Source organism: Verrucomicrobiota bacterium, from assembly GCA_037139415.1.
GTDB lineage: Bacteria > Verrucomicrobiota > Verrucomicrobiia > Limisphaerales > Fontisphaeraceae > JBAXGN01.
Map to the genome: position 1 here is coordinate 15,398 of JBAXGN010000070.1, position 19,944 is coordinate 35,341.

At 58.2% G+C, this 19,944-nt stretch carries 15 protein-coding genes and 1 tRNA gene; 9 read left to right on the forward strand and 7 right to left on the reverse strand.

The window, feature by feature from the left end:
• Nucleotides 1-11: 11 nt before the first annotated feature.
• Both WCO56_13700 and WCO56_13705 read right to left on the reverse strand, forming a co-directional pair.
• Nucleotides 12-386, reverse strand: a complete 375-nt coding sequence (locus WCO56_13700) for a response regulator (protein MEI7730624.1) — start codon at nt 384-386, stop codon at nt 12-14.
• Nucleotides 387-476: 90 nt separating this feature from the next.
• A complete protein-coding gene (locus WCO56_13705) occupies nt 477-2,834 on the reverse strand; it encodes a response regulator (GenBank protein ID MEI7730625.1) in 2,358 nt (785 codons plus the stop codon).
• A 205-nt stretch (nt 2,835-3,039) separates the two neighbouring features.
• Here WCO56_13705 and WCO56_13710 point away from each other — a divergent pair, with 205 nt between their 5' ends.
• From WCO56_13710 to WCO56_13720, 3 genes are all read left to right on the forward strand, one after another.
• Nucleotides 3,040-5,220, forward strand: coding sequence for a sialidase family protein (locus WCO56_13710; GenBank protein MEI7730626.1), 2,181 nt, complete (start codon nt 3,040-3,042; stop codon nt 5,218-5,220).
• An 894-nt stretch (nt 5,221-6,114) separates the two neighbouring features.
• On the forward strand, nt 6,115-7,197 hold the full coding sequence (gene recA / locus WCO56_13715; protein ID MEI7730627.1) for a recombinase RecA: 1,083 nt from the start codon (nt 6,115-6,117) through the stop codon (nt 7,195-7,197).
• A 19-nt stretch (nt 7,198-7,216) separates the two neighbouring features.
• Nucleotides 7,217-8,368 (forward strand): uroporphyrinogen decarboxylase family protein, encoded by a 1,152-nt coding sequence (locus WCO56_13720; protein ID MEI7730628.1) that lies wholly within the window; start codon nt 7,217-7,219, stop codon nt 8,366-8,368.
• A gap of 59 nt (nt 8,369-8,427) precedes the next feature.
• Here WCO56_13720 and WCO56_13725 read toward each other — a convergent pair whose 3' ends face one another.
• The 4 genes from WCO56_13725 to WCO56_13740 all read right to left on the reverse strand — a co-directional run bounded on the left by WCO56_13725 (nt 8,428) and on the right by WCO56_13740 (nt 11,176).
• On the reverse strand, nt 8,428-8,661 hold the full coding sequence (locus tag WCO56_13725; GenBank protein MEI7730629.1) for an antitoxin: 234 nt from the start codon (nt 8,659-8,661) through the stop codon (nt 8,428-8,430).
• Nucleotides 8,662-9,648: 987 nt separating this feature from the next.
• Nucleotides 9,649-10,098, reverse strand: coding sequence for a TA system VapC family ribonuclease toxin (locus tag WCO56_13730; protein MEI7730630.1), 450 nt, complete (start codon nt 10,096-10,098; stop codon nt 9,649-9,651).
• Nucleotides 10,095-10,361 carry a CopG family transcriptional regulator gene (locus tag WCO56_13735; GenBank protein MEI7730631.1) on the reverse strand — a complete coding sequence of 89 codons (267 nt, stop codon included), beginning with the start codon at nt 10,359-10,361 and terminating at the stop codon, nt 10,095-10,097. Before WCO56_13735 ends, WCO56_13730 begins: the two co-directional genes overlap by 4 nt.
• 738 nt (nt 10,362-11,099) lie before the next feature.
• A tRNA-Arg gene (locus WCO56_13740) sits at nt 11,100-11,176 on the reverse strand.
• A 117-nt stretch (nt 11,177-11,293) separates the two neighbouring features.
• Here WCO56_13740 and WCO56_13745 point away from each other — a divergent pair.
• Nucleotides 11,294-12,856 (forward strand): UbiD family decarboxylase, encoded by a 1,563-nt coding sequence (locus WCO56_13745; protein ID MEI7730632.1) that lies wholly within the window; start codon nt 11,294-11,296, stop codon nt 12,854-12,856.
• 15 nt (nt 12,857-12,871) lie between these two features.
• Nucleotides 12,872-13,210 carry a cupin domain-containing protein gene (locus tag WCO56_13750; protein ID MEI7730633.1) on the forward strand — a complete coding sequence of 113 codons (339 nt, stop codon included), beginning with the start codon at nt 12,872-12,874 and terminating at the stop codon, nt 13,208-13,210.
• Between the two features lie 18 nt (nt 13,211-13,228).
• Here WCO56_13750 and WCO56_13755 read toward each other — a convergent pair whose 3' ends face one another.
• Nucleotides 13,229-13,486, reverse strand: coding sequence for a hypothetical protein (locus WCO56_13755; protein ID MEI7730634.1), 258 nt, complete (start codon nt 13,484-13,486; stop codon nt 13,229-13,231).
• A gap of 161 nt (nt 13,487-13,647) precedes the next feature.
• Here WCO56_13755 and WCO56_13760 point away from each other — a divergent pair, with 161 nt between their 5' ends.
• The 4 genes from WCO56_13760 to WCO56_13775 all read left to right on the forward strand — a co-directional run.
• A complete protein-coding gene (locus WCO56_13760; protein ID MEI7730635.1) occupies nt 13,648-15,075 on the forward strand; it encodes an arabinose isomerase in 1,428 nt (475 codons plus the stop codon).
• 9 nt (nt 15,076-15,084) lie between these two features.
• Entirely contained in the window at nt 15,085-18,447 is a 3,363-nt protein-coding gene (locus tag WCO56_13765) for a glycosyl hydrolase (protein MEI7730636.1), read from the forward strand.
• Nucleotides 18,448-18,455: 8 nt separating this feature from the next.
• Nucleotides 18,456-18,821, forward strand: a complete 366-nt coding sequence (locus tag WCO56_13770) for a hypothetical protein (GenBank protein ID MEI7730637.1) — start codon at nt 18,456-18,458, stop codon at nt 18,819-18,821.
• Between the two features lie 117 nt (nt 18,822-18,938).
• Nucleotides 18,939-19,944 (forward strand): DNA methyltransferase (locus WCO56_13775; GenBank protein MEI7730638.1); only part of this gene is annotated, 1,006 nt, incomplete at its 3' end.

Consider the following 19,944-nt stretch of genomic DNA (forward strand, 5'->3'; position numbering starts at 1 on the left):
GTTATCAGACATCAGGCGGGCGGCTTGGGCAACAGTTTTTCGATTTTATCGAGCAACCGGGGCAGTTCAATGGGCTTGGTGTCGTAATCATCGCACCCGGCGGCGAGTGCTTTTTCACGATCCCCGGCCATGGCATACGCCGTGAGGGCGATGATGGGAATGGTTTGTGATGCCGGAAAGGTTTTGAGGATTTTGGTGGCCTCCCAGCCGTCCAAGACCGGCAGGCTCATGTCCATCAGGATTAAATCCGGGAACTCGCTTTGTGCTTTTTCCACCGCCTCATTGCCGTCCACCGCGATAATCACCTCATACCCCTTGCGCGCAAGGCGCCGGGACAGCATGTCGCGATTCATTTCGTTGTCTTCGACTAACAGTATCTTTGCCATAAATCTTCAAACGTTCAGTTTTTGCCGCGCTGCGGTACCGCAAACCTGTTTTCGCAGCCCGCGTAATTTCAATCCGGTTACCCTATAACGTCAGGAGTGCTGATTCACGCCTTTTTGACGCTGGGTAAAAATCCGTAATTGGACTGCCAAATCCTCGCAGCGGCAGGTTTCCTTGCGCATAATTGCCTCGACTTGGCCTTTTAAGCGCGCGTGATCCTGATCAGATAGGACCATGCCCGTGAGGATGACCACCGGAATCAAGCGCCATTCTTTGTGCTGGTGCATGTGCCTGAGAAACTCAAAGCCGTCCATTTCGGGCATGGAGAGATCCAACAAGATCAAGGAGGGCACTTCCTGGGCCAGCCGCTCCAAGGCCTCGCGTCCATTTCCGGCTTCCCGGACGATCCAGCCGTCGTGTTCCAAAATCAGCTTCAAGATGTCGCGCAAGGACAATTCATCGTCCACGAGCAAAATCGTGGGGGAAGCAGTCCGCCGGTACTTGTTCAGGACTCGGGCCATGGTTTCCCGGTTAATTGGTTTGGTCAAATAATCGGAGGCACCCAGGGCAAAGCCCAAATTCTTGTCATCAATCATGCTCACCATGACCACCGGAATATCCGCCAGTTGCGGGTCGGCTTTGAGATGCTTGAGCACGGCCCAGCCATCGAATTCGGGCATCATCACATCCAGGGTGATAACATCCGGCCGTGATTCCCGGGCCAGCGCCAGGCCTTCCTTGCCCCCCATGGCGGATGTGACATGAAAGCCTTCCTTGACCAAATACCGTTTTAACAAGTCGTGGATGACGGGATCGTCATCAATCACCAACACCCGGCTGGCATCCTTCGGCAGCGTCGTCAAGAGAGTTTCTTCCGGTTGCGTGATGGGTTCGGGTTTGGCTTTGACGGTCTTGGCCGGCAGCCGCACTGTGAAAATTGAGCCTTGTCCGTACTGGCTTTCCACCGAGACCGTGCCGCCCATAAGGTGGCAGAAATGGCGAGTAATCACCAAGCCCAGTCCCGTGCCGCCGAATCGCTTGGTGGTGCCACCATCCGCCTGGGTAAAGGCTTGGAACAAGCGGTCCATCTGTTCGGGCGTCATGCCAATGCCGGTATCCTGCACTTTGAACACCACCCAATCTGCGCTGTCCACAGTTTCCCGGAGCACGGATAATGTGATCACGCCCCGCTCGGTAAATTTGCAGGCATTGCTGAGCAAATTAAACAGCGCCTGGCGCACCTTCGTCTGATCCGCATAAATGGCTTCCATGCTCTCCGGGCAATGGACCACCAGGCGATTGGCTTTCTTATCCACCAACGGCGCGATAGTGGCGGTGACCTCGCGGATGGTTTCGGAAACATCGAACGTCTCCAGATACAAATCCATTTTTCCAGCCTCGATTTTCGACAAATCCAGGATGTCGTTAATCAACTCGAGCAGATGCTTGCCGGCACCATGCACCTTTTTCAGGTCACTGCCGAACTCTTTCATTTCCAGGTCCTCCGCCTCCTCCATCAACATCTCGCTGTAGCCAATGATAGCATTGAGCGGTGTGCGCAGCTCGTGGCTCATATTGGCCAGAAAGGCGCTTTTGGTCTGGTTGGCCAGTTCGGCGGCCTGGCGCGCGTCTTGCGCCTCGCGCGTGGACTGCGCGAGTTCCGCCGTTCGCTCGGTCACCTTGTTTTCGAGCATTTGATTATTCTCCGCCAGCTTCTGGTTGGCGGACTTCAGCTCCTGGTCGCGGTCCTGCAAGGCCTGAAGCATGGCGTTGAAATTGTCAATGAGCTGCCCCACTTCGTCCTCCCCCTGTCGGGGAGCCCGCAGACTGTAGTCGTTGCTCCGGGCCAATTGTTTGGCGGTGGTGGCGAGACTCAGAATTGGGCGGGCAATCACCCGTTGCAGCACGGCGGAAAAAACGACGGCCACCAGCGAGGAAATCAGCATCACCACCACCATGATTTCCGTATAATGCTGGTCGTTCTTGCCCTGGGCCACCGACAAATCCGCTTTCAGGTACAGCATGCCGACCCGTTGGTTTTGCACCTCGATCGGCTTGAACAAGACGAGAAAGTCTCGATCAAAACTGAACCGTAATCTACGGGGCGTCGCCGGGACGAATTCCACGGAGTCCATCCGCGTATATTGGCCGATCAGCATATTGTTGGTACCATAGACACCGGCAGCAACGATGTTCCGACTGCCGCTGAGCCTGAATAACTGCTTTTTCACCTCATCCCGGCTGCCCTTTTGCACCGCCAGACCGGTGCCAGCGGTCACGACGTCCGCCAAGGTGGCCAACTCCTTGGTCATCGCCTGCCGGAATTTCCACAGCTCGTAGAAGATGATCGCCCCGCCGCCAGCCACTGACGAAAAGATGCAAGCCGCGCAGATCATCAGCATCAGCTTCCACTTGAAAGATATGTTCGTGAATAATCGCATTTCCATCATGACGCATTTGCCCACTAGCGCCAACGGGGCTGGGACTGAGCCAACCCCGCCATAGCCAGTCCTATAACTGGTTCAGCTTAGACTTTGTCACCGGATAACGCAAAAGATTTTTGCAACCGAACACCGGGTGAACAGTTATCAGCATCCCGTTGGCGGTAAACTGACTGGATTGACAGTTGCGTGATCAAAGCTAGGGTTGCCGAACATGAATACCCTCCGAAACCAGTGGTCGGCAACCCGCGGTGAAACGCGGGTGGAAACACACATTCCGGTCATGACGCAATTCTTCACCATGAAAATGCAGAGGGTGGGCAGAGCAATCGGAGCGTTGGTGGTGGCTGCACTGGGTGCGTTGGCGGGTGCGCAAGTGCCCATTGATGCGCCGCGCGTTGGTGGCCAGATGTTGCCACACGGCGCGCCCCAGGGTCGCAACCGCCCAGGGCCGTGGGACGGTGACGCCTGGCTCTATGAATCCACCGACGGGCTTCGCTTCACAAAAGTGAAAAAGCTGGTCGAGCGGGCGGGGGTGCCCACGCTTATCGCAGACAAGCGCGGGCGTCTTATCGCGCTCTTCCAGTGGTTTCCCCAGCATGACGATCGGGCGTTTGATCGAGTCGTCGTCTGCCTTTCCGAGGACGCGGGGCGCACTTGGAGCGCGCCGCGCACGATCGCCGTCGAGGAATTTCCGAACACCCTGATGCGCCCCTTCGATCCGACGATCGTGCTCCTGGAGGACGGGCGCTTCCGGCTCTACTTTACGAGCGTCGCCGGGAAGCGCGGCGGGCCGGCGACCAAGGAGTCGCCGCCCGGCATCTACTCTGCGATCTCGGACGACGCGGTGACGTGGCGATTTGAGCCGGGAATGCGTTTCGGCGTGGACCGTGAGTTCGTCATTGATTGCGCCGCAGCGCGGTTGGGCAGCACGTGGCACCTCTATTCCCCCGTGCAGCGGAAGGACGGCTATGCGTATCACGCGGTCTCTACCGATGGGTTAAAGTTTGAGCGTCGAGAGGATGTGAAACTGGCCATGGAAGGCACCTGGCTCGGATGCGCCGTGAATATTGGGGAGAAGCTGCGCTTCTACGGCAGCGGCATGAGGGGCGGTTGGTCGGCGACATCGTCGGATGGGGCGACCTGGACGCTCGACGGCGGAACTTCGCCCGGCGGGGGAAGCGATCCGGGCGTGGCGGCCACCGCCGATGGACGCTGGCTCATGGTCGCAACCAGGCCAGGCGAACTCCGTCCGGGCGGCGGGCGGGCGGGGGGTGACCGCAAGGCTTATCTTGAGTATATGCGGGATTATGACTCCGCCAAGGCACCAAAGCACGCATGCAAAACGTACGAGACGCCCAAGAGCGTCACCATGGGCCGCCTCACGCGGGTGGGCCATGGCGGTTTTCCCCGGTTGCTGCACGTGGGCGGTCGTCTTCACGTCTTCCTCTCGGTCGGGGACCGATCCTGGGTAGTGCGGTTGGACGGGGAACTGAAGCCCGACGGCTTCGAGAAGCAACTGAAGCCGCCAGAAACCCGCTGGGTGGACCATGATCTCACAGCGGCTGGCGATTTTGTATATCACTATGCAATGCTTCCGGGTGGCGCCGGACAGGTACGCAAGTACGACAAGGATTTCAACTTGGTGGCCGAGACGGAGGTGTTTCACACGAGCGGAACGGACATGATCCTGGACCAGAACATCGAAGTCATCCAAGGCAAGGTGTATGCGGCGGGCGAGTATCGAGAGAACGGGCCGTGGCGCTCACCCCGCAGCGGAGAGCAGAACATTCCGCCCGATCCGAAGCAGGCGCGCGGCATACACCTGCGAATCTTTGATCTGAACCTGAAACCGATCGGCGAGGAGAATCTCACGGCCGACATTCCGGGGGCGGCGGTGCGCAATCAATTCTGGGGGCTGGGGACGAGCCAGTTCGAGGCGGGCGGGTACCACTGCCTTGCGGTGCACACCCCGATCGGAAATGTTGCGAAGTTCGCGCTCGGCGAATCAGTGGGCGCGCGCCAGATCTTCGTGCTGCGCTACGATGCGAAGCTCCGGTTCGTGGATGCAAAGGGGCCGCTTTCCGATACCGACCGCGACAATTTCTGGTGCACCGGGAGCTGCACCGATGGCGAGCGAACCTACATCGTGTACGCCTCCGTCACCCGCGGCTACATTCCCGGCCCCGGCGAACAAGCGGAGAGCAGGGCGGAAGCGAACGTGCGGCTCGGGATTTTTGACGAGAATTTTGAGGAAATCGAGACGATTGACCTGACGAAACGTGGCGACGGCGGGATGTGGCCCGATGTCCTCAAGGTCGGCAACCGACTCTACGCGGCCTATGTAAGCGAGACTGAGCGAGGAGTGGTGGTGCGGGAGATTATTCCGCGATAGAGGGCTGATCAAAGCAAAGATACATTTACCAGATGGCGATTCTGAGCACGAACAAAACCGTCGTCGCCGCGCGCATCCGCAACGAGGCCGGCGGGTTGACCGTTGGCCTGATGGCGGAAAAATGAACCGGCAGAAAGATGAAGACCTGGGATTTTAACCACGGATGACACGGATGACACGGATCAGACCGAAGACAGGATGGACAGGCTGAAGACCGCCGGCCCATTCACGCGAACGGGCAAAAGTGATGGCGGAGGCCGTTGATCCTTTTTGCGGCGGGAGCAGACCTGCCCCCCACCACGCGGGCACACTGGTCCCGCGCCCGCCAGAGAAGAGGCGGCTCCGAGGAGCCGCCTGGTTGTTTTGATTGCACTCTGCTTTTCGCACCCGGCCCGGCAGTCAGGCCGCTGAGGCAACGAACGAGTACGATGATAAACTTTTCTGGGCATACGGCAACCAGACAGATTACCTTAAAAAAGGTAGCGCCGTTCACACGGTGTCATCGCACCGTTGCAATCAACAATTCCTGGGGGGATTCGGAGGGAAGCCAACGGAAGTCGGCGATTGGCTCACTCGCTCCCGCTCGTTCGGCCCTGCGGGCCTTGCCGTCGCTGCGCTCCGGCAATCCCTTTCGCTGCTGCCAAAGCGGCGCAAGGCAGCAGGCTGGAAGCCTGCGGTACGGGGGGCGGATTCAGTCTACGGGTACTTGGTAGGATGTGGGCGGTGGGGGGGATGACGGTAAGCCGACTGGGAAGTCGGCGACACAGCAGGTTTGGAAACCTGCGGTACTATTTTCATTTCCACGCTTGATTCAGTTGACGCGGCACCGGCAATTCATTATTACGGGGGGGACAATAACAGAGTGAATTTAACGAATACGAATACCAACTGACTATGGCTGCCAAAACCACCGAAAAAACTGCGGAGAAAACTCCCGCCGCCGACACCAAGGCCGCTGAGGCCAAAGCCCTCTCCGCCACCCGCCAGCGCGACCTGGATGCCGCCATTTCCACCATCCATAAATCGTTTGGCGACGGTGCCATCATGCGCATGGGCGACGCCCGGGCATTGGTCAAGATTGAGGTGATCCCCACCGGGGCGTTGGCGTTGGATTTTGCCCTCGGGGTGGGCGGGATCCCGCGCGGGCGCGTGGTTGAAATCTACGGGCCGGAATCCTCGGGTAAAACCACGTTGATGCTGCACGTCATCGCCAACGCGCAAAAAGTCGGCGGCCTGGCAGCCTTTATTGACGCTGAACACGCCTTGGACCCGGCGTATGCCAAGAAGCTGGGCGTCAACCTGGACGACTTGCTGGTTTCGCAGCCGGATAGCGGCGAAGAGGCGCTGAGTATCTGCGAGACGCTGGCGCGTTCCAATGCGCTGGATGTCATCGTCGTGGACTCGGTGGCCGCATTGGTGCCCAAGGCGGAGTTGGAAGGCGAGATGGGCATGGCCACCATGGGCATGCAGGCCCGGCTGATGAGCCAAGCCCTGCGCAAGCTCACCTCCATTCTCAGCAAGGCCCGCACCACGTGCGTCTTTACCAACCAAATGCGCGAGAAAGTCGGGGTCATGTTCGGCAGCCCCGAAACCACCCCGGGCGGCAAGGCCCTGAAATACTACGCCAGCGTCCGCCTGGATATTCGCCGGAAAGACACCATCAAAGATGCCGCCGGCGCCGCCATGGGCAGCCATGTCAAAGTCAAGGTCGTCAAGAACAAGGTCGCCCCGCCGTTTTCCGAGGCTGAATTCGACATCATCTTCAACCACGGCATCAACAAGGAGGGCAGCATCCTGGACGTGGCCATTGAACACGGCGTGGTAGAAAAGAAAGGCGCGTGGCTGCAATTTGCCGGGGAACTGATCGGCCAAGGCAAGGATGCCGCACAAAAAGCGCTGGCGGAAAAGCCCGAACTGGCAAAGAAAATCGTGGACGCGATCATGGAAAAACGCGCGGCCGCGCTACCGGGGGCATAACACCGAAGCGCAATCCGCCATGGGGCTCTCCACTCCGCAGGATGCGGTGCTGACCGTGCTGAAGCGCCAGCGCCCGGCGCGTTTGGTCTATGCGCCGAATTACTGGCAGTGGTATGTACACCAGCGCAACCACGGCCACCTGCCCGGTGACATCCGGTCTTGCCGCTCCCAACTGGAGTTGATCCGGCAGCTCGGGCTGGAGGTCTTCAGCCGGAACGTCTATTGCGACGAACAGCGCGGTTGGTTTGGCGGGTTGTGCGATGAAGTGTGGACCGGAGTGGATACGCGGGTGGAAGAAACCTTCGAGGGAAAAGACCGGCTCCTTGTCAAAACGTACCAGACCCGCAAGGGAACCCTGACGGAACGGCAGCGGTATGTGTTCGCGGAATCCACCCTCGTGCAAGAGCAGTTCGCGGTGGACAATCTGGACACCCAACTGGCGGCGCTGGAGGAATTGGTGGCGGGCCGGCGCTGGCGTTTTGTGCCGGAACGGTATGCGGCCAGCCGCGCGGCGGTGGGCAAGGACGGGGTGGTGGTCGCCGGCGAGGTCTTCAGTCCATTGAAACTGCTGCACCTGTTGGTGGGCGCGGTCAACACCACTTTCCTGATCATGGATCATGGCGACCAGGTGCGGGAAATCCTGGCCCGGCATGAATCGGCCCAGTTGGATTTGATCCGGCAAATGGCGGCGGCCGGGGTGCCAGCCATCATGGCCATGGACAACCTGGACGCGGCCTTTCATACCCCGGCCTACGTGGACCGGTTCAGCGCCTCGTTTTACGAAAAGGCCAGCCGCCTCTGCCACGAATACGGCAGCACCTTTTTCATCCATGCCTGCGGACGCCAACGGGTCAACCTCAAACGCATTGACGCGCTGGGCGTGGACGGCCTGGAAGGAGTGGCCTTTCCGCCATTGGGCGATGTCACCCTTTTGGAGGCTATGCAGATGACCCGGGATCGCTTCCTCATCACTGGTGGCATCAGCGCCATGGAAACGCGCAATTTGAAAACCCGCGCGGACGTCTTTGAATACACCAGGCAGTTGGCGGATCAAATGCGCCCGTTTGCCCACCGTTTCATGCTATCCGCAAGCTGCAACACCCCCATTGATGCCCGCTGGGAAACCCTGTGCGATTTCCGCGACGCCTGGCGGGAATTTGGGACGGTGTAACTTATCAGGTTGGTGTCAAACGAAAGCAGGGGGAGTTGGCGCCTGGGTTGGCACAACGCTCAATCCTCATGCGCCAGTTCGGTCCACCGCTCGGGCGGGGCAAGAAACGGGCCGCAATCTCCGGGGGGTGGAAAAGCCCAAGTCTCCTCCGTATCCGTCTCCTGAGGATAGAGGCTGATGAGACGTTCCGCCCCGCGGCGGAAGGTTTCCGCCATGGACCATTCACGCTTGGCGGCAAAGCGCTTCACTTCGCGGTAAAGCTCGTCCGGCAGTTGGATTTGCGTCTTAACCATAATGGAAATCTACCACTCCATCAAAATAATGTCTAAGGTAGAGTTTTGACCACCGATGGACAGGATGGACAAGATAAACAAGATGAACTGGCAAAAAGATGAAGGCCAGAAGATAGAAACTTGGAGTCAGGAGCTAGAATGCTGGGAAAAAGCACTCCAAAAGTAGTCCAAAATTACACCGGTACGGGTGGTGCAGTGAGGTGGTTTGATGTGGGAGATTGGTTCCTAAGTTTCTGCCAGATAGGAAGTTGATTCGTTTGCGCCGACTCACGTCGGCGGCTACGACGAGGGTTGGCGGGGTAGTTTTGAAAATTGTGATGTTTTTGTGATGAAATAGAATTTCTCACACATTTTGTGATAAAAATGTGATAAAATGAAATTTTTATCACAATTCTTTGACTGCGGATGGCGCGGATGAGAAGCCGATACGTCCGAAGACCGAGCCCGAAAAACTTTTGCAGGGAAATGAAGACAGGATGGACAGGATGGAATAAGGCCGAAGACTGCAGCCCGCGAATCACGCCAATTGACGCGAACGACGAACAAATCCGAATGCTGAAATTTTTTGCAGAAAAATGAACCGGCATAAATATGGGAGGCCGAACATGACAGGAAGATAGGAGCTTGGAGCAAGGAGATAGAATGGCCAAACCGGGCGACTGGAAATCGCCGGTGGCTGGCTGCGAACTGTATCTATTGATAGCATTCATGGGATCAGAATAACATGAGTCCCGCGAAGCTGGTTCCCTCCGGGAGGGAAAAAATTTGAGTGACCAGTTATCAGCCATCAAGTTATTTAGGATTTAGGACCAAGATTTAGGATTTAGAATTTATGATTTATGATTTCAGATAACCATAAAGCCATCGCCGCCCAAATCCTAAATCCTAAATCCGAAATCCTAAATTTCCCCGGTTGCCTATCGGCATTTCGTCTGTGACTTGTCCATTCTGCCCTCCATTCCGCAATCCGCAATCCGCAATCCGCATTCACAAATTCCCCATCAGCGGGTTCCACACTTTTTTAAACCCGAACGCCTGAAAATCCTTCACATTGGCGGTGGCGAACTCGGTGACGCCGTGATGGCGGAGGGTGAGCGCCAGGCGGGTATCATAAATGCGGCGGCGGGCGAAATTCGCCTGGGATGCCAATTGCCATAGTTCCTGGTGCAACGCCACGCTATCGGTGGCAAAACCGACCAGCAACCAACGTGGGTGACGGCGATAGGCCTGGATGACGGCCGCCGCCGCCGCAGGATTCAGCGGATGGGTTAGCACCGCCGGGTTGCGCAGCAAGGTGTAAAACTCCGTCAGCACCAGTTCGGAAACGATCACCGTTTCGCGCGGTGATAGCGCTTCAAAAAATTCTTTGGCCTTGGCGTAGAATGGGCTGGCGGTGTTGCTGGCGTACAACAACAGATTGGCGTCGAATGAAATCATGCGGTGTGATCCCCCGGCAAGCGCGCTTCCTGGTCTTCCAGGATGGCCTCGCGAACTTGCTCGTGGGTCAGTCCGCGCCAGCCCAAGTCCATCGGCTCCGGCAATTTCCATTCCTTGCACACCGCATCGGCTTTGGGATAGCGATCCAGGAATTGCTCGGCGGCGCGGCGAATGGTCTCGGCCAAAGTCCATTCGCGCAGTTCCGCCAACGACTTGAGGTCACGGTACATGTCATCGGGCAATTGGATTTGCGTTCTAACCATGAGTTAAATGTACAGCAACATCAAAATGATGTCAAATAACGACTTTTTCAACCACAGATAAACACAGATAAACACAGATCTGAAAACAGAAACAATTGCAGGTCAGATCCTATTCCGTTTCCGCAAGCCTGATATTGGTGGTTTGCACAAGAATCAAACAAGATGTTTCCATGCCTCCACTGCATTCCAGCGTCTTGGGTCTGGCTTGGTGATGTTGAGCGCTTTTTCTGCGTTCACAAGCGAATGACCAGGAGGCCGTCGTGGCGGGTTATCCAAAGTGGCAGCCGTTGGCGGCGGATTTCTGGCCGAAGTTTTGGAAGTTTTTCGCGCGTAGCGGCAGCCGGATGCGGGAAACCTCCAGCGACCACCGAGGGGATGAAGACCGGCGGAAATAGTCAGAGTCTCGTGACCTGCCTGCTACGATTTTAACGGCCGTAGAGACGACGACAGGAGAATCTAACGAACAGATTGCCGGTTCATGCCAAGCTTGGTTTAGGTGCCGTCAAGAAATAACATTTACATTCTGCCTCGGTCTTTGGGCGGCTGGCTTCGTTGCTCACTCGTTTGACTTCCCAAGTCCTGCGATATTGCTGCCCCAAACTGGGCTGGGCGCTCTCGCGCCTTGCAGTCAGCCCGCTGCGGGGATGCGCCTCGCTCGCGCCTCGCCAGCCACCCCAATACCATCGGCATCTCTGCAAAGCTTATTTCTTGACGGCACCTTACCGAAGTTTTATGAACTGGTACGCCCGGCAGGACTTGAACCTGCAACCCTTTGATCCGAAGTCAAATGCTCTATCCAATTGAGCTACGGGCGCACACGGTATTCCAATCACGACCGACCGACGGATGCTATACGCTGTTTTCCGGCCGAGGGGAATCAAATTTTAATGCGTGTCACCCACCGGTTCCTGCGCTAAGGTAGGGGCACAGTTATGGCATTTGATTCTTTTGGCGAGTTTGTACAGGCGCTCGACCGCGCCCGGGAGTTGACGCGCATCACCCAGCCGGTGGCGACGGAGTTGGAGATTACCGAGCTGGCGGATCGCGAGATGAAGCAGCCCGGCGGCGGCAAAGCGCTGTTATTTGAGAAGCCCACGGTGAACGGCCAAATATCGCCCTTCCCGGTGGCCATTAACACGCTTGGTTCCTGGAAGCGCATGGCGCTGAGCCTGGGCGCCAACTCGGTGGAGGAGGTCGCGGCGGATTTGGGTGCGCTGATGAAAGCGAAACCGCCGACCGGTTTCAAGGACGCCATTAAACTGCTCGGCATGGCCTTGGATTTGCGCCATGCGCGGCCCAAAATGGTTTCCAGCGGCCCGTGCAAAGAGGTCATCCACCGATTGAATGCGCCGAACACGCGCACGGAGCCGTGGCCCGCCGCGCCTGAATTCTCCAAGCCGGAGTTGATCCCTCCCCTGCCCCCGACCCTGTTGAATCTGCCCATTCTGAAATGCTGGCCGCTGGATGGAGGACGGTTCATCACGCTGCCATGCGTCGTCACCAAGGACCCGGACACGGGTGAGCGCAACGTGGGGATGTACCGCATCCAGATTTACGATGACCGCACGACCGGTATGCATTGGCAATTGCAAAAGGTCGGCGCGCGCCATGGCCGGCGTTATTATGAAAGCGGCACCCGCATGCCCGTCGCCATTTTCCTGGGCGGCGATCCGGCCTACACGTTTGCCGCCACCGCGCCACTGCCGGATGGGCTGGACGAATTTCTGCTGGCGGGTTATCTGCGCAAGAAATCCGTGGAACTGGTGAAGTGCGAAACCAATGATCTCGAAGTGCCAGCGGACGCGGACATCGTGATCGAGGGCTACGTGGACCCGAAGGAACCGTTACGCATGGAGGGGCCGTTCGGCGACCACACCGGCTTCTACACCTTGCCGGAACCGTACCCGGTGTTTCATATCACGGCCATCACGCATCGCCGGGATGCCGTGTATCCCGCCACCATCGTGGGCATCCCGCCCATGGAGGATTTTTACATGGGTGGCGCGAGCGTGAAGTTGTTCCTGCCGGTGTTCAAAATGAACTTCCCGGAGATCGTGGATATTGCGCTGCCGGCGGAAGGAACGTTTCACAACCTGGTATTTGTCAGCATCAAGAAGACCTATCCGATGCAGGCGTATAAAATCATGCATGGCCTGTGGGGCATGGGGCAGATGATGTTCACCAAGTACCTGATGGTGGTGGATGCGGACGTGAACGTACACAATACCAGCGAGGTGCTGTTTCACCTGTGCGCCAACACCGATCCGCAACGCGACCATATCTTCACCAAAGGCCCGGCAGACGTGCTGGACCACGCCACCAGCGAGATCGCCGTGGGCAGCAAACTGGGCATTGACGCGACGAAGAAACTTCCCGGGGAAGGTTTCAAACGCACCTGGCCGCCGCTGCTCCGCATGGACCCAGCCGTGAAAAAGAAGTTCGCGGACTTCCGGCTTTCAAGCCTTGCCACTTCCGGCACAACGAAATCCCATTAGACCACACGAAAACCTATGCAGAATTTTGAGCTGACACAGATGGAAAGTTTGGGGGCGGTGGCGTGCCCTTGCGGTTTTGCGCGCCGGGCATTCGCCCATTCAGGTAGTGTGGCCAGCCTGCACATTACCGATATTCAGGCGGATTCACGGACCCATTATCACAAACGGATGACGGAGCTTTACCTGGTGCTCGAGGGGGAGGGGCAGATGGAACTGGATGGCCAGCTTTATCCGCTAAAGCCCATGACGGCCATCTACATCAAACCGGGCTGCCGCCACCGGGCCATCGGGCGGCTGCGGGTGAACATTGTCGCCATCCCGGCGTTTGACAAAAACGACGAGTGGTTCGATTAAATCCGGGCGGGACGGCGGCTATGCCTCCGGCTTTTGCAGCGCATGGCTATACTTGCGGCTCATGCGGTTGCAGGAATCGATTTCGGTTTTCCCGTCGTCGTTCTCCCAGACCTCGTCATAGATCGCCTTGCGCGGCTGGCTTTTCCGTTGGATTTCGGACACAATGGAGCCATCCTCTTTACATTCAAGTTCAAACCACTTCGGTTTGGCGGTGCGCTGAAACCGGTTCGTCAAGATCACCAACACTTTTCTAACTTTATCACTGGTTTTGGCCATAATTTTAATACCGATCATTGGTCGGGCGAATGTTCGCCATGACTTGATTGCGGCGCAAATAAGAAGGGTTTTTGCGTGGTTTGGCAATGGTAAATTTAGGATACGCACCGGAATCGTTTTTCGGATTGTTTCAGGGCGGGCATCCTGCCAGGATTGGGCGCATGAAACCGTGCACACGCGTTGGTCTGTTTGGCATTGGGTTGGACACGTATTGGCCGCAGTTCAAAGGGCTCAAGGCCAGGTTGGAGGGGTATCTCCAGGTGGTCCAGCAGCGGCTGGAACGCCCCGGAGTGGAGATCGTCAACCTGGGCCTGATTGATTCGCCACCCAAGGCGTTGGCGGCGGGGCACGCGTTTCGCCAGGCGGATGTGGATTTGATTTTTCTGCACGTGACGACGTATGCGCTGTCCGCCACGGTGCTGCCCGTGGTCCAGCGCGCCAAGGTGCCGGTGATCATCCTGAACCTGTCGCCGGCGGCCGCCATTGATTATGCGGCGTTCAACCGAATGGGGGACCGCACCGCGATGACCGGGGAGTGGCTCACGCATTGCTCGGCGTGTCCCGTGCCGGAAATCGCCAACGTTTTTAACCGCGCCCGCATTTCGTTCCACCAGATCACCGGCATCCTGCACGACGACCCGGTGACGTGGCAGGAGGTGGATGCCTGGATCGAGGCGGCACGGGTGGCCAATGTGATGTTCCACAATCGCCTGGGGCTCATGGGCCATTATTATGGCGGGATGCTGGATATTTATTCGGATATGACGCAGCAATGCGCGTGCTTCGGCGGACATGCGGAAATCGTGGAAGTGGATGAGTTGAGCGCGCTGCGCCGGGAGGTCAGCGCCCAGCAGATCGCGCGGCGGGTCGCGGAGTTTCACCGGAAGTTTGAGGTGCAGACGGATTGTCCCCCGGCGGAGTTGGCGCGGGCGGCCCGCACGTCGGTGGCGCTGGATCGTTTGGTAAAGGAGCATGATCTGGGTTCGCTGGCCTATTATTATATGGGCACGGGCAACGCGGAAAATGAGGACGCCATCAGTTCCATCATCCTGGGCACCTCCCTGCTCACCGCGCGCGGGGTGCCGGTGGCTGGCGAGTTCGAGATCAAGAACGCGCAGGCCATGAAGATCATGGATACCTTCGGCGTGGGCGGCTCATTCACCGAGTATTACGCCATGGATTGGAACGATGATGTGGTGCTAATGGGGCACGACGGCCCCGGCCATCTCGCCATCTCGCAGGGCAAAATCAAGGTGCGCCCGCTAAAGGTCTATCACGGCAAGGTAGGACGCGGGTTGTCGGTGGAGATGTCCGTGAAGCACGGGCCGGTCACGCTGCTCTCCGTGGTGCAAACGGCGGATGGCCGGTTGAAGCTGCTGGTTGCGGAAGGCGAGTCGGTCCCCGGTCCGATCCTGGAAATTGGGAACACGAACAGCCGCTACCGGTTCAGCATTGGGGCGCGCCGGTTTGTCAATGAATGGAATGGGCATGGCCCGGCGCATCACTGCGCGGTAGGGGTGGGCCATATCGCGGATAAAATTGACAAGCTCGGCCGGTTGTTGGGAATCGACGTAGCGAAAGTAGGATAAAATTAAATTATGATGAATACAACTAATTCAAGTCGTCCATTCGCCTTCGCCTCGCTTTGGCTGCTGGCGATGTGGTGTCAACTCGGCTGGGCCGCTGGTATTCCGGCGGCGGGCGAACTGGAGCAGGGCTGGAACAATCCGCCCCGGGATGCCCGCCTGCGCGCGTATTGGTGGTGGCTCAATGGGAATGTCACCAAGGAGGCCATCACCCGTGACCTGGAAGAGATGAAGGACAAGGGGTTTGGCGGCGCGCTGATCTGCGACGCGGGTGGAGCCGAACAGCGCGGCAACGCGCAGGTGCCGCATGGGCCCACCTTCGGAACGCCCGCCTGGCGCGAGCTTTATAAGCACACGTTGCGCGAGGCGGACCGGCTTGGGCTGGAAATGAGCCTGAATATTTTGAGCGGCTGGAACCTGGGTGGACCGATGATCAAGCCCGAGGACGCCGCCAAGAAACTGGTTTGGACGGAACTGCGTGCCACCGGCCCGGCCAAGTTTGAACAAGCACTACCGACGCCCAAAAAGCGGGACGGCTATTACCAGGATTTATTCGTGGTCGCCTATCGTCTGAAAGCCGGCGCGGCCACCCAAACTGAATTCACCGGCCTCACCGTCAGTTCCGAACAAGCCAATAATTCCGCGGAGCGGATGGCCGATGGCAACCCCAACACGTTCTGGGTTTCTAACGGCTCGGATATGGGCCAGGGGCCGACCAAGGCGCGGCCCGTCTGGGTGCAGTTGAATTTTTCGCAAGCCATCAGCGCGGACCGCCTCGTCGTGCAACCTCGCCCGGGCTACGGCCCGCGCGACTGTGAAATTCAGGTATCGGATGACGGCAAAACCTTCCGCCCGATCAAGGTATTCACTGCCACGGAGAAGGCGGAAACGGTGGTGAGTTTCAGCGCCGTCACGGGCAAAGCCGTGCGACTGGTGATCTTCAGTTCATTCGACCCGCGCTTCCCGCAGTCGCCACGCAACGTGCAAATCGCCGAGCTGAAATTGTCCGGCAAAGACGGTGCCTGGCCAGCCAGCGCGCAGGGCCATCGCCCCATTCAATTCTGGCAGGAGAAAGCGGTTCACACGACGTTGCATTTCTCCGCGCCCGACACCGCCCCGCTATTCCAGGATTTCCCGGCGGAACCCGGCGAGGAAGACACCCAAGCTGCCGGGGTTATTGATTTGACCACCAAACTGGGCGCGGATGGGGTGTTGCGCTGGGAGGTCCCGGAAGGCAACTGGCAGGTGTTTCGCTTTGGCTGCACCATTGGTAATCACGCCACCGTCTCCACGAGCAGTGAGGGCTGGGCGGGCTACGCGGTGGATGCCTTGGATCGCGATGCCTTCAAGCGCTACTGGGATGCGGTGGTGGAACCGCTCATCGCCGATGCCAAGCCGTGGCTGGGCCGGACCTTGAAATATCTGCACACGGATAGCTGGGAAGTGGAGGCGGTCAACTGGACGCCCACACTGCGCGAGGAATTCCGAAAGCGGCGCGGTTACGATCTGCTGCCGTTCCTGCCGGTGCTGGCCGGGCGCATGGTCAACAGTCGTCCCGTGAGCAACCGGTTTCTGCATGATTTCCGGCGGACCATCGGCGACCTGGTGGCCGATAATCATTACGGCTTCTTCCTGGAAAACGCGCACAAGCACGGGCTGCAAATACACCCGGAATCCGGCGGCCCGCATGCCGTCCCGCTTGACGCGCAACAATGCCTGGGCATCGTTGACGCCCCCATGTCCGAGTTCTGGGCATGGTCCTGGGAGCATCGCATTGGCGACTCGAATCGTTTCTTCCTGAAACAACCGGCCTCCGCCGCGCACACCTATGGCCGCCGCCTGGTGCTGGGGGAAGGCTTCACCACCATTGGGCCGCACTGGCAGGAGACGATCTGGGATAACCTCAAGCCCGCGTTTGACCATGCGCTGTGCGAGGGCTTGAACCTGCTCGTGTGGCATGCCTTCGTGTGTTCCCCCAAGGAAATGGGGATTCCGGGACAACAATATTTTGCCGGCACACATTTCAACCCCAACACCACTTGGTGGCCGAAATCCGGCGCATTTCTGGGTTATGTGGACCGCTCGCAATTCCTGTTGCAGCAAGGGTTGTTCGTGGCCGATGCCTGTTATTACTATGGCGATCACGTGCCCAACTTTACCCAAATCAAAAGTTCCAACCCCGCGAAGGTCCTGCCCGGCTACGACTACGATGTGCTGACCGCGGACGCCTTGATCGCGCGACTTAGCGTCAAGGATGGCCGCCTGGTGCTGCCGGACGGCATGAGTTACCGGGTGCTGGTGCTGCCCGACCGGACCGTGATTTCGCTGCCGGTGCTGCGCAAATTAAAGGAACTGGTGGCAGCGGGAGCAACGGTCATCGGCCCCAAGCCAACTGAAGCCACCGGCTTGCAGGGCTATCCGCAGAGCGATGCCGAGGTGGCCCGGCTGGCCGGGGAACTCTGGGGCGATTGCAACGGCCAGAGCGTCCAGCAACATGCTTTCGGCAAAGGCCGCGTGTTCTGGGGCAAAACCGCCCGCGAAGTATTGCAGGCCGATGGCGTGAAACCGGATTGCAGTTTCACCAGCAGTCTGCCCAATGCGGACCTGGATTACATCCACCGCAACGTCAATGGGGCGGACATCTATTTTGTCGCCAGCCGGTCCAACCGCTGGGAAGAGGCGCGCTGCGCGTTCCGGGTGTCTGGCAAAGCCCCGGAAATTTGGAATGCCGTCACGGGCGAACGCCGTTTTGCCGACGCGTATGAGCAAGCGGAGGGACAAACCGTGGTGCCGCTGGAATTCTCGCCGTACGGTTCCTGGTTCGTGATCTTCCGCGACTCCGCCGCGCAACATCCAGCCACCGCAAAAAGCAATCAGTTGAAACTGGAACCACAAACCGAACTGGCCGGTCCCTGGATCGTAAAGTTTGATCCCAAATGGGGCGGTCCGGCCGCAGTCCAGTTCGACTCATTGATCAGTTGGCCGACGCATCCCGATTCGGGAATCAAATACTACTCCGGCACCGCGACGTACGAGAAGACGTTCGCTGCCCCAGCCGCATTGCAGGTGGCGGGGCGGCGGGCCTGGCTGGACCTGGGCGCGGTGCGCGAACTGGCCGAGGTGCGCTTGAACGGCAAACCGCTCGGCATTGTCTGGGCACCACCGTTCCGCGTGGAAATCACGGGCGCGCTGAAGCCATCCGGCAATGTGCTCGAAGTGGAAGTGGTCAACTTCTGGCCCAACCGCATCATCGGCGATCAGTTCCTGCCGGAGGAAAAACGATTCACCAAAACCAATGTTCGCAAGCTGACGCAAAAAACCGCGCTCATGGAATCCGGTTTGCTCGGCCCGGTGCGTTTGATGACCGGACAGTGAAATGCGGAGTGCGGAATGCGGAATGGAATATTCGGGCGGTAAATCACGGCTGGACGGTTGAAATCCAAAGCGGTGTCGCCTGCCGCCCCTATTCCCCCGGCAGTTGCCACCGCACTCCAAAATTTCCGGCGTCCCAATCGCCGCAGCCGCTTTCAGGGCTGCTGGGTTTGGGTTTCAATCCCGAATGGGATTGGCAGAATGTAGCCGCTGCCCTGAACAACCTCAGCGCGGCCCTCCTTGCCAACAGCAGCGCCAACAGCAACGGCGTGGCCACGATGGACTGGACGTTGAGCGATCCCCCGACCGCCTGGGAATTGGGCACCATGTTCAACACCATCAACGCCCTGATCCTGGCCCTGCGCCGCCCGGCGTAAAACAGTTTAGCAGCACGTTGCTGCCCAACCCCGGAGCTTCAGGCTCCGGGGTTTTTCTTTTTATTCCGGCGCGTTTTTCAGTTGTCAAATAACCCGGTTGCAGCGCATTCTCCCCGCATGGAAAACACGTTGTTCTACGGCGACAACCTCGATATTTTGCGCCGGTACATCAAGGACGAGTCGGTGGATTTGGTCTATCTCGATCCACCGTTCAACTCCGCGCAGACGTACAACGCCTTCTTCCAGGAAAAGGACGGCACCGCCGCCGCCAGCCAAATCCGCGCCTTTGAAGACACCTGGCATTGGAACACCGAGAGCGAGCGCACCTATCAGGAACTCGTCACCCGGCCGGGCAAAGTCAGCGAAGTCATGCAGGCCTTCCGCACGTTCCTTGGCCAAAACGACATGATGGCGTATCTGGCCATGATGGCCCCGCGCCTCGTCGAACTCCGCCGTGTTCTCAAATCCACCGGCTCCCTCTATCTCCATTGCGACCCCACCGCCTCTCATTATCTCAAGCTGCTCCTTGATGCGGTGTTGGGCCAAGAGAACTACCGAAATGAGATTACCTGGAAGCGGACAACTGCACACAGCGATTCCACGACCCGCTTTAGTCATGTCACTGATATAATTCTTTTCTACTCGAGATCGGTGACCCATCGTCTTCATCCGATATATAAGCCCCACAAAGAATCATACTTGCGGTCACATTATCGACACAAAGATGCTAGCGGTAGGGTTTACCGCCTCGACAATATCATCCGTTCTCAAAGCATGGGACCACGGCCAAACCTTGCATACGAGTATAAAGGCTTTCGCCCGCCCTTCGGTTGGCGGATGGTGCTCAAAAAATTGCAGGAAATTGATAAAAACGGACAGCTTTACTGGTCAAAAAGCGGCACGCCATATCTTGTTCGTTACCTTGATGAGCAGGAAGGTGAAATTCTGGACAACCTATGGGACGATATTCCGCCACTTAACTCTATGGCTGTTGAGCGTCTCGGCTACCCCACCCAAAAACCCGTGGCTCTTCTTGAACGCATCATTAGCGCCAGCAGCAACCCCGGTGACGTGGTGCTTGATCCTTTTTGCGGCTGCGGGACAACGATTGACGCGGCACAGA

What these genes read in the sequence shown, in the direction of transcription:
- WCO56_13700 (MEI7730624.1), bottom strand. Translation starts at nt 386, where the DNA reads ATGGCAAAGATACTGTTAGTCGAAGACAACGAAATGAATCGCGACATG.
- WCO56_13705 (MEI7730625.1), bottom strand. Translation starts at nt 2,834, where the DNA reads ATGATGGAAATGCGATTATTCACGAACATATCTTTCAAGTGGAAGCTG.
- WCO56_13710 (MEI7730626.1), top strand. Translation starts at nt 3,040, where the DNA reads ATGAATACCCTCCGAAACCAGTGGTCGGCAACCCGCGGTGAAACGCGG.
- recA (MEI7730627.1), top strand. Translation starts at nt 6,115, where the DNA reads ATGGCTGCCAAAACCACCGAAAAAACTGCGGAGAAAACTCCCGCCGCC.
- WCO56_13720 (MEI7730628.1), top strand. Translation starts at nt 7,217, where the DNA reads ATGGGGCTCTCCACTCCGCAGGATGCGGTGCTGACCGTGCTGAAGCGC.
- WCO56_13725 (MEI7730629.1), bottom strand. Translation starts at nt 8,661, where the DNA reads ATGGTTAAGACGCAAATCCAACTGCCGGACGAGCTTTACCGCGAAGTG.
- WCO56_13730 (MEI7730630.1), bottom strand. Translation starts at nt 10,098, where the DNA reads ATGATTTCATTCGACGCCAATCTGTTGTTGTACGCCAGCAACACCGCC.
- WCO56_13735 (MEI7730631.1), bottom strand. Translation starts at nt 10,361, where the DNA reads ATGGTTAGAACGCAAATCCAATTGCCCGATGACATGTACCGTGACCTC.
- WCO56_13745 (MEI7730632.1), top strand. Translation starts at nt 11,294, where the DNA reads ATGGCATTTGATTCTTTTGGCGAGTTTGTACAGGCGCTCGACCGCGCC.
- WCO56_13750 (MEI7730633.1), top strand. Translation starts at nt 12,872, where the DNA reads ATGCAGAATTTTGAGCTGACACAGATGGAAAGTTTGGGGGCGGTGGCG.
- WCO56_13755 (MEI7730634.1), bottom strand. Translation starts at nt 13,486, where the DNA reads ATGGCCAAAACCAGTGATAAAGTTAGAAAAGTGTTGGTGATCTTGACG.
- WCO56_13760 (MEI7730635.1), top strand. Translation starts at nt 13,648, where the DNA reads ATGAAACCGTGCACACGCGTTGGTCTGTTTGGCATTGGGTTGGACACG.
- WCO56_13765 (MEI7730636.1), top strand. Translation starts at nt 15,085, where the DNA reads ATGATGAATACAACTAATTCAAGTCGTCCATTCGCCTTCGCCTCGCTT.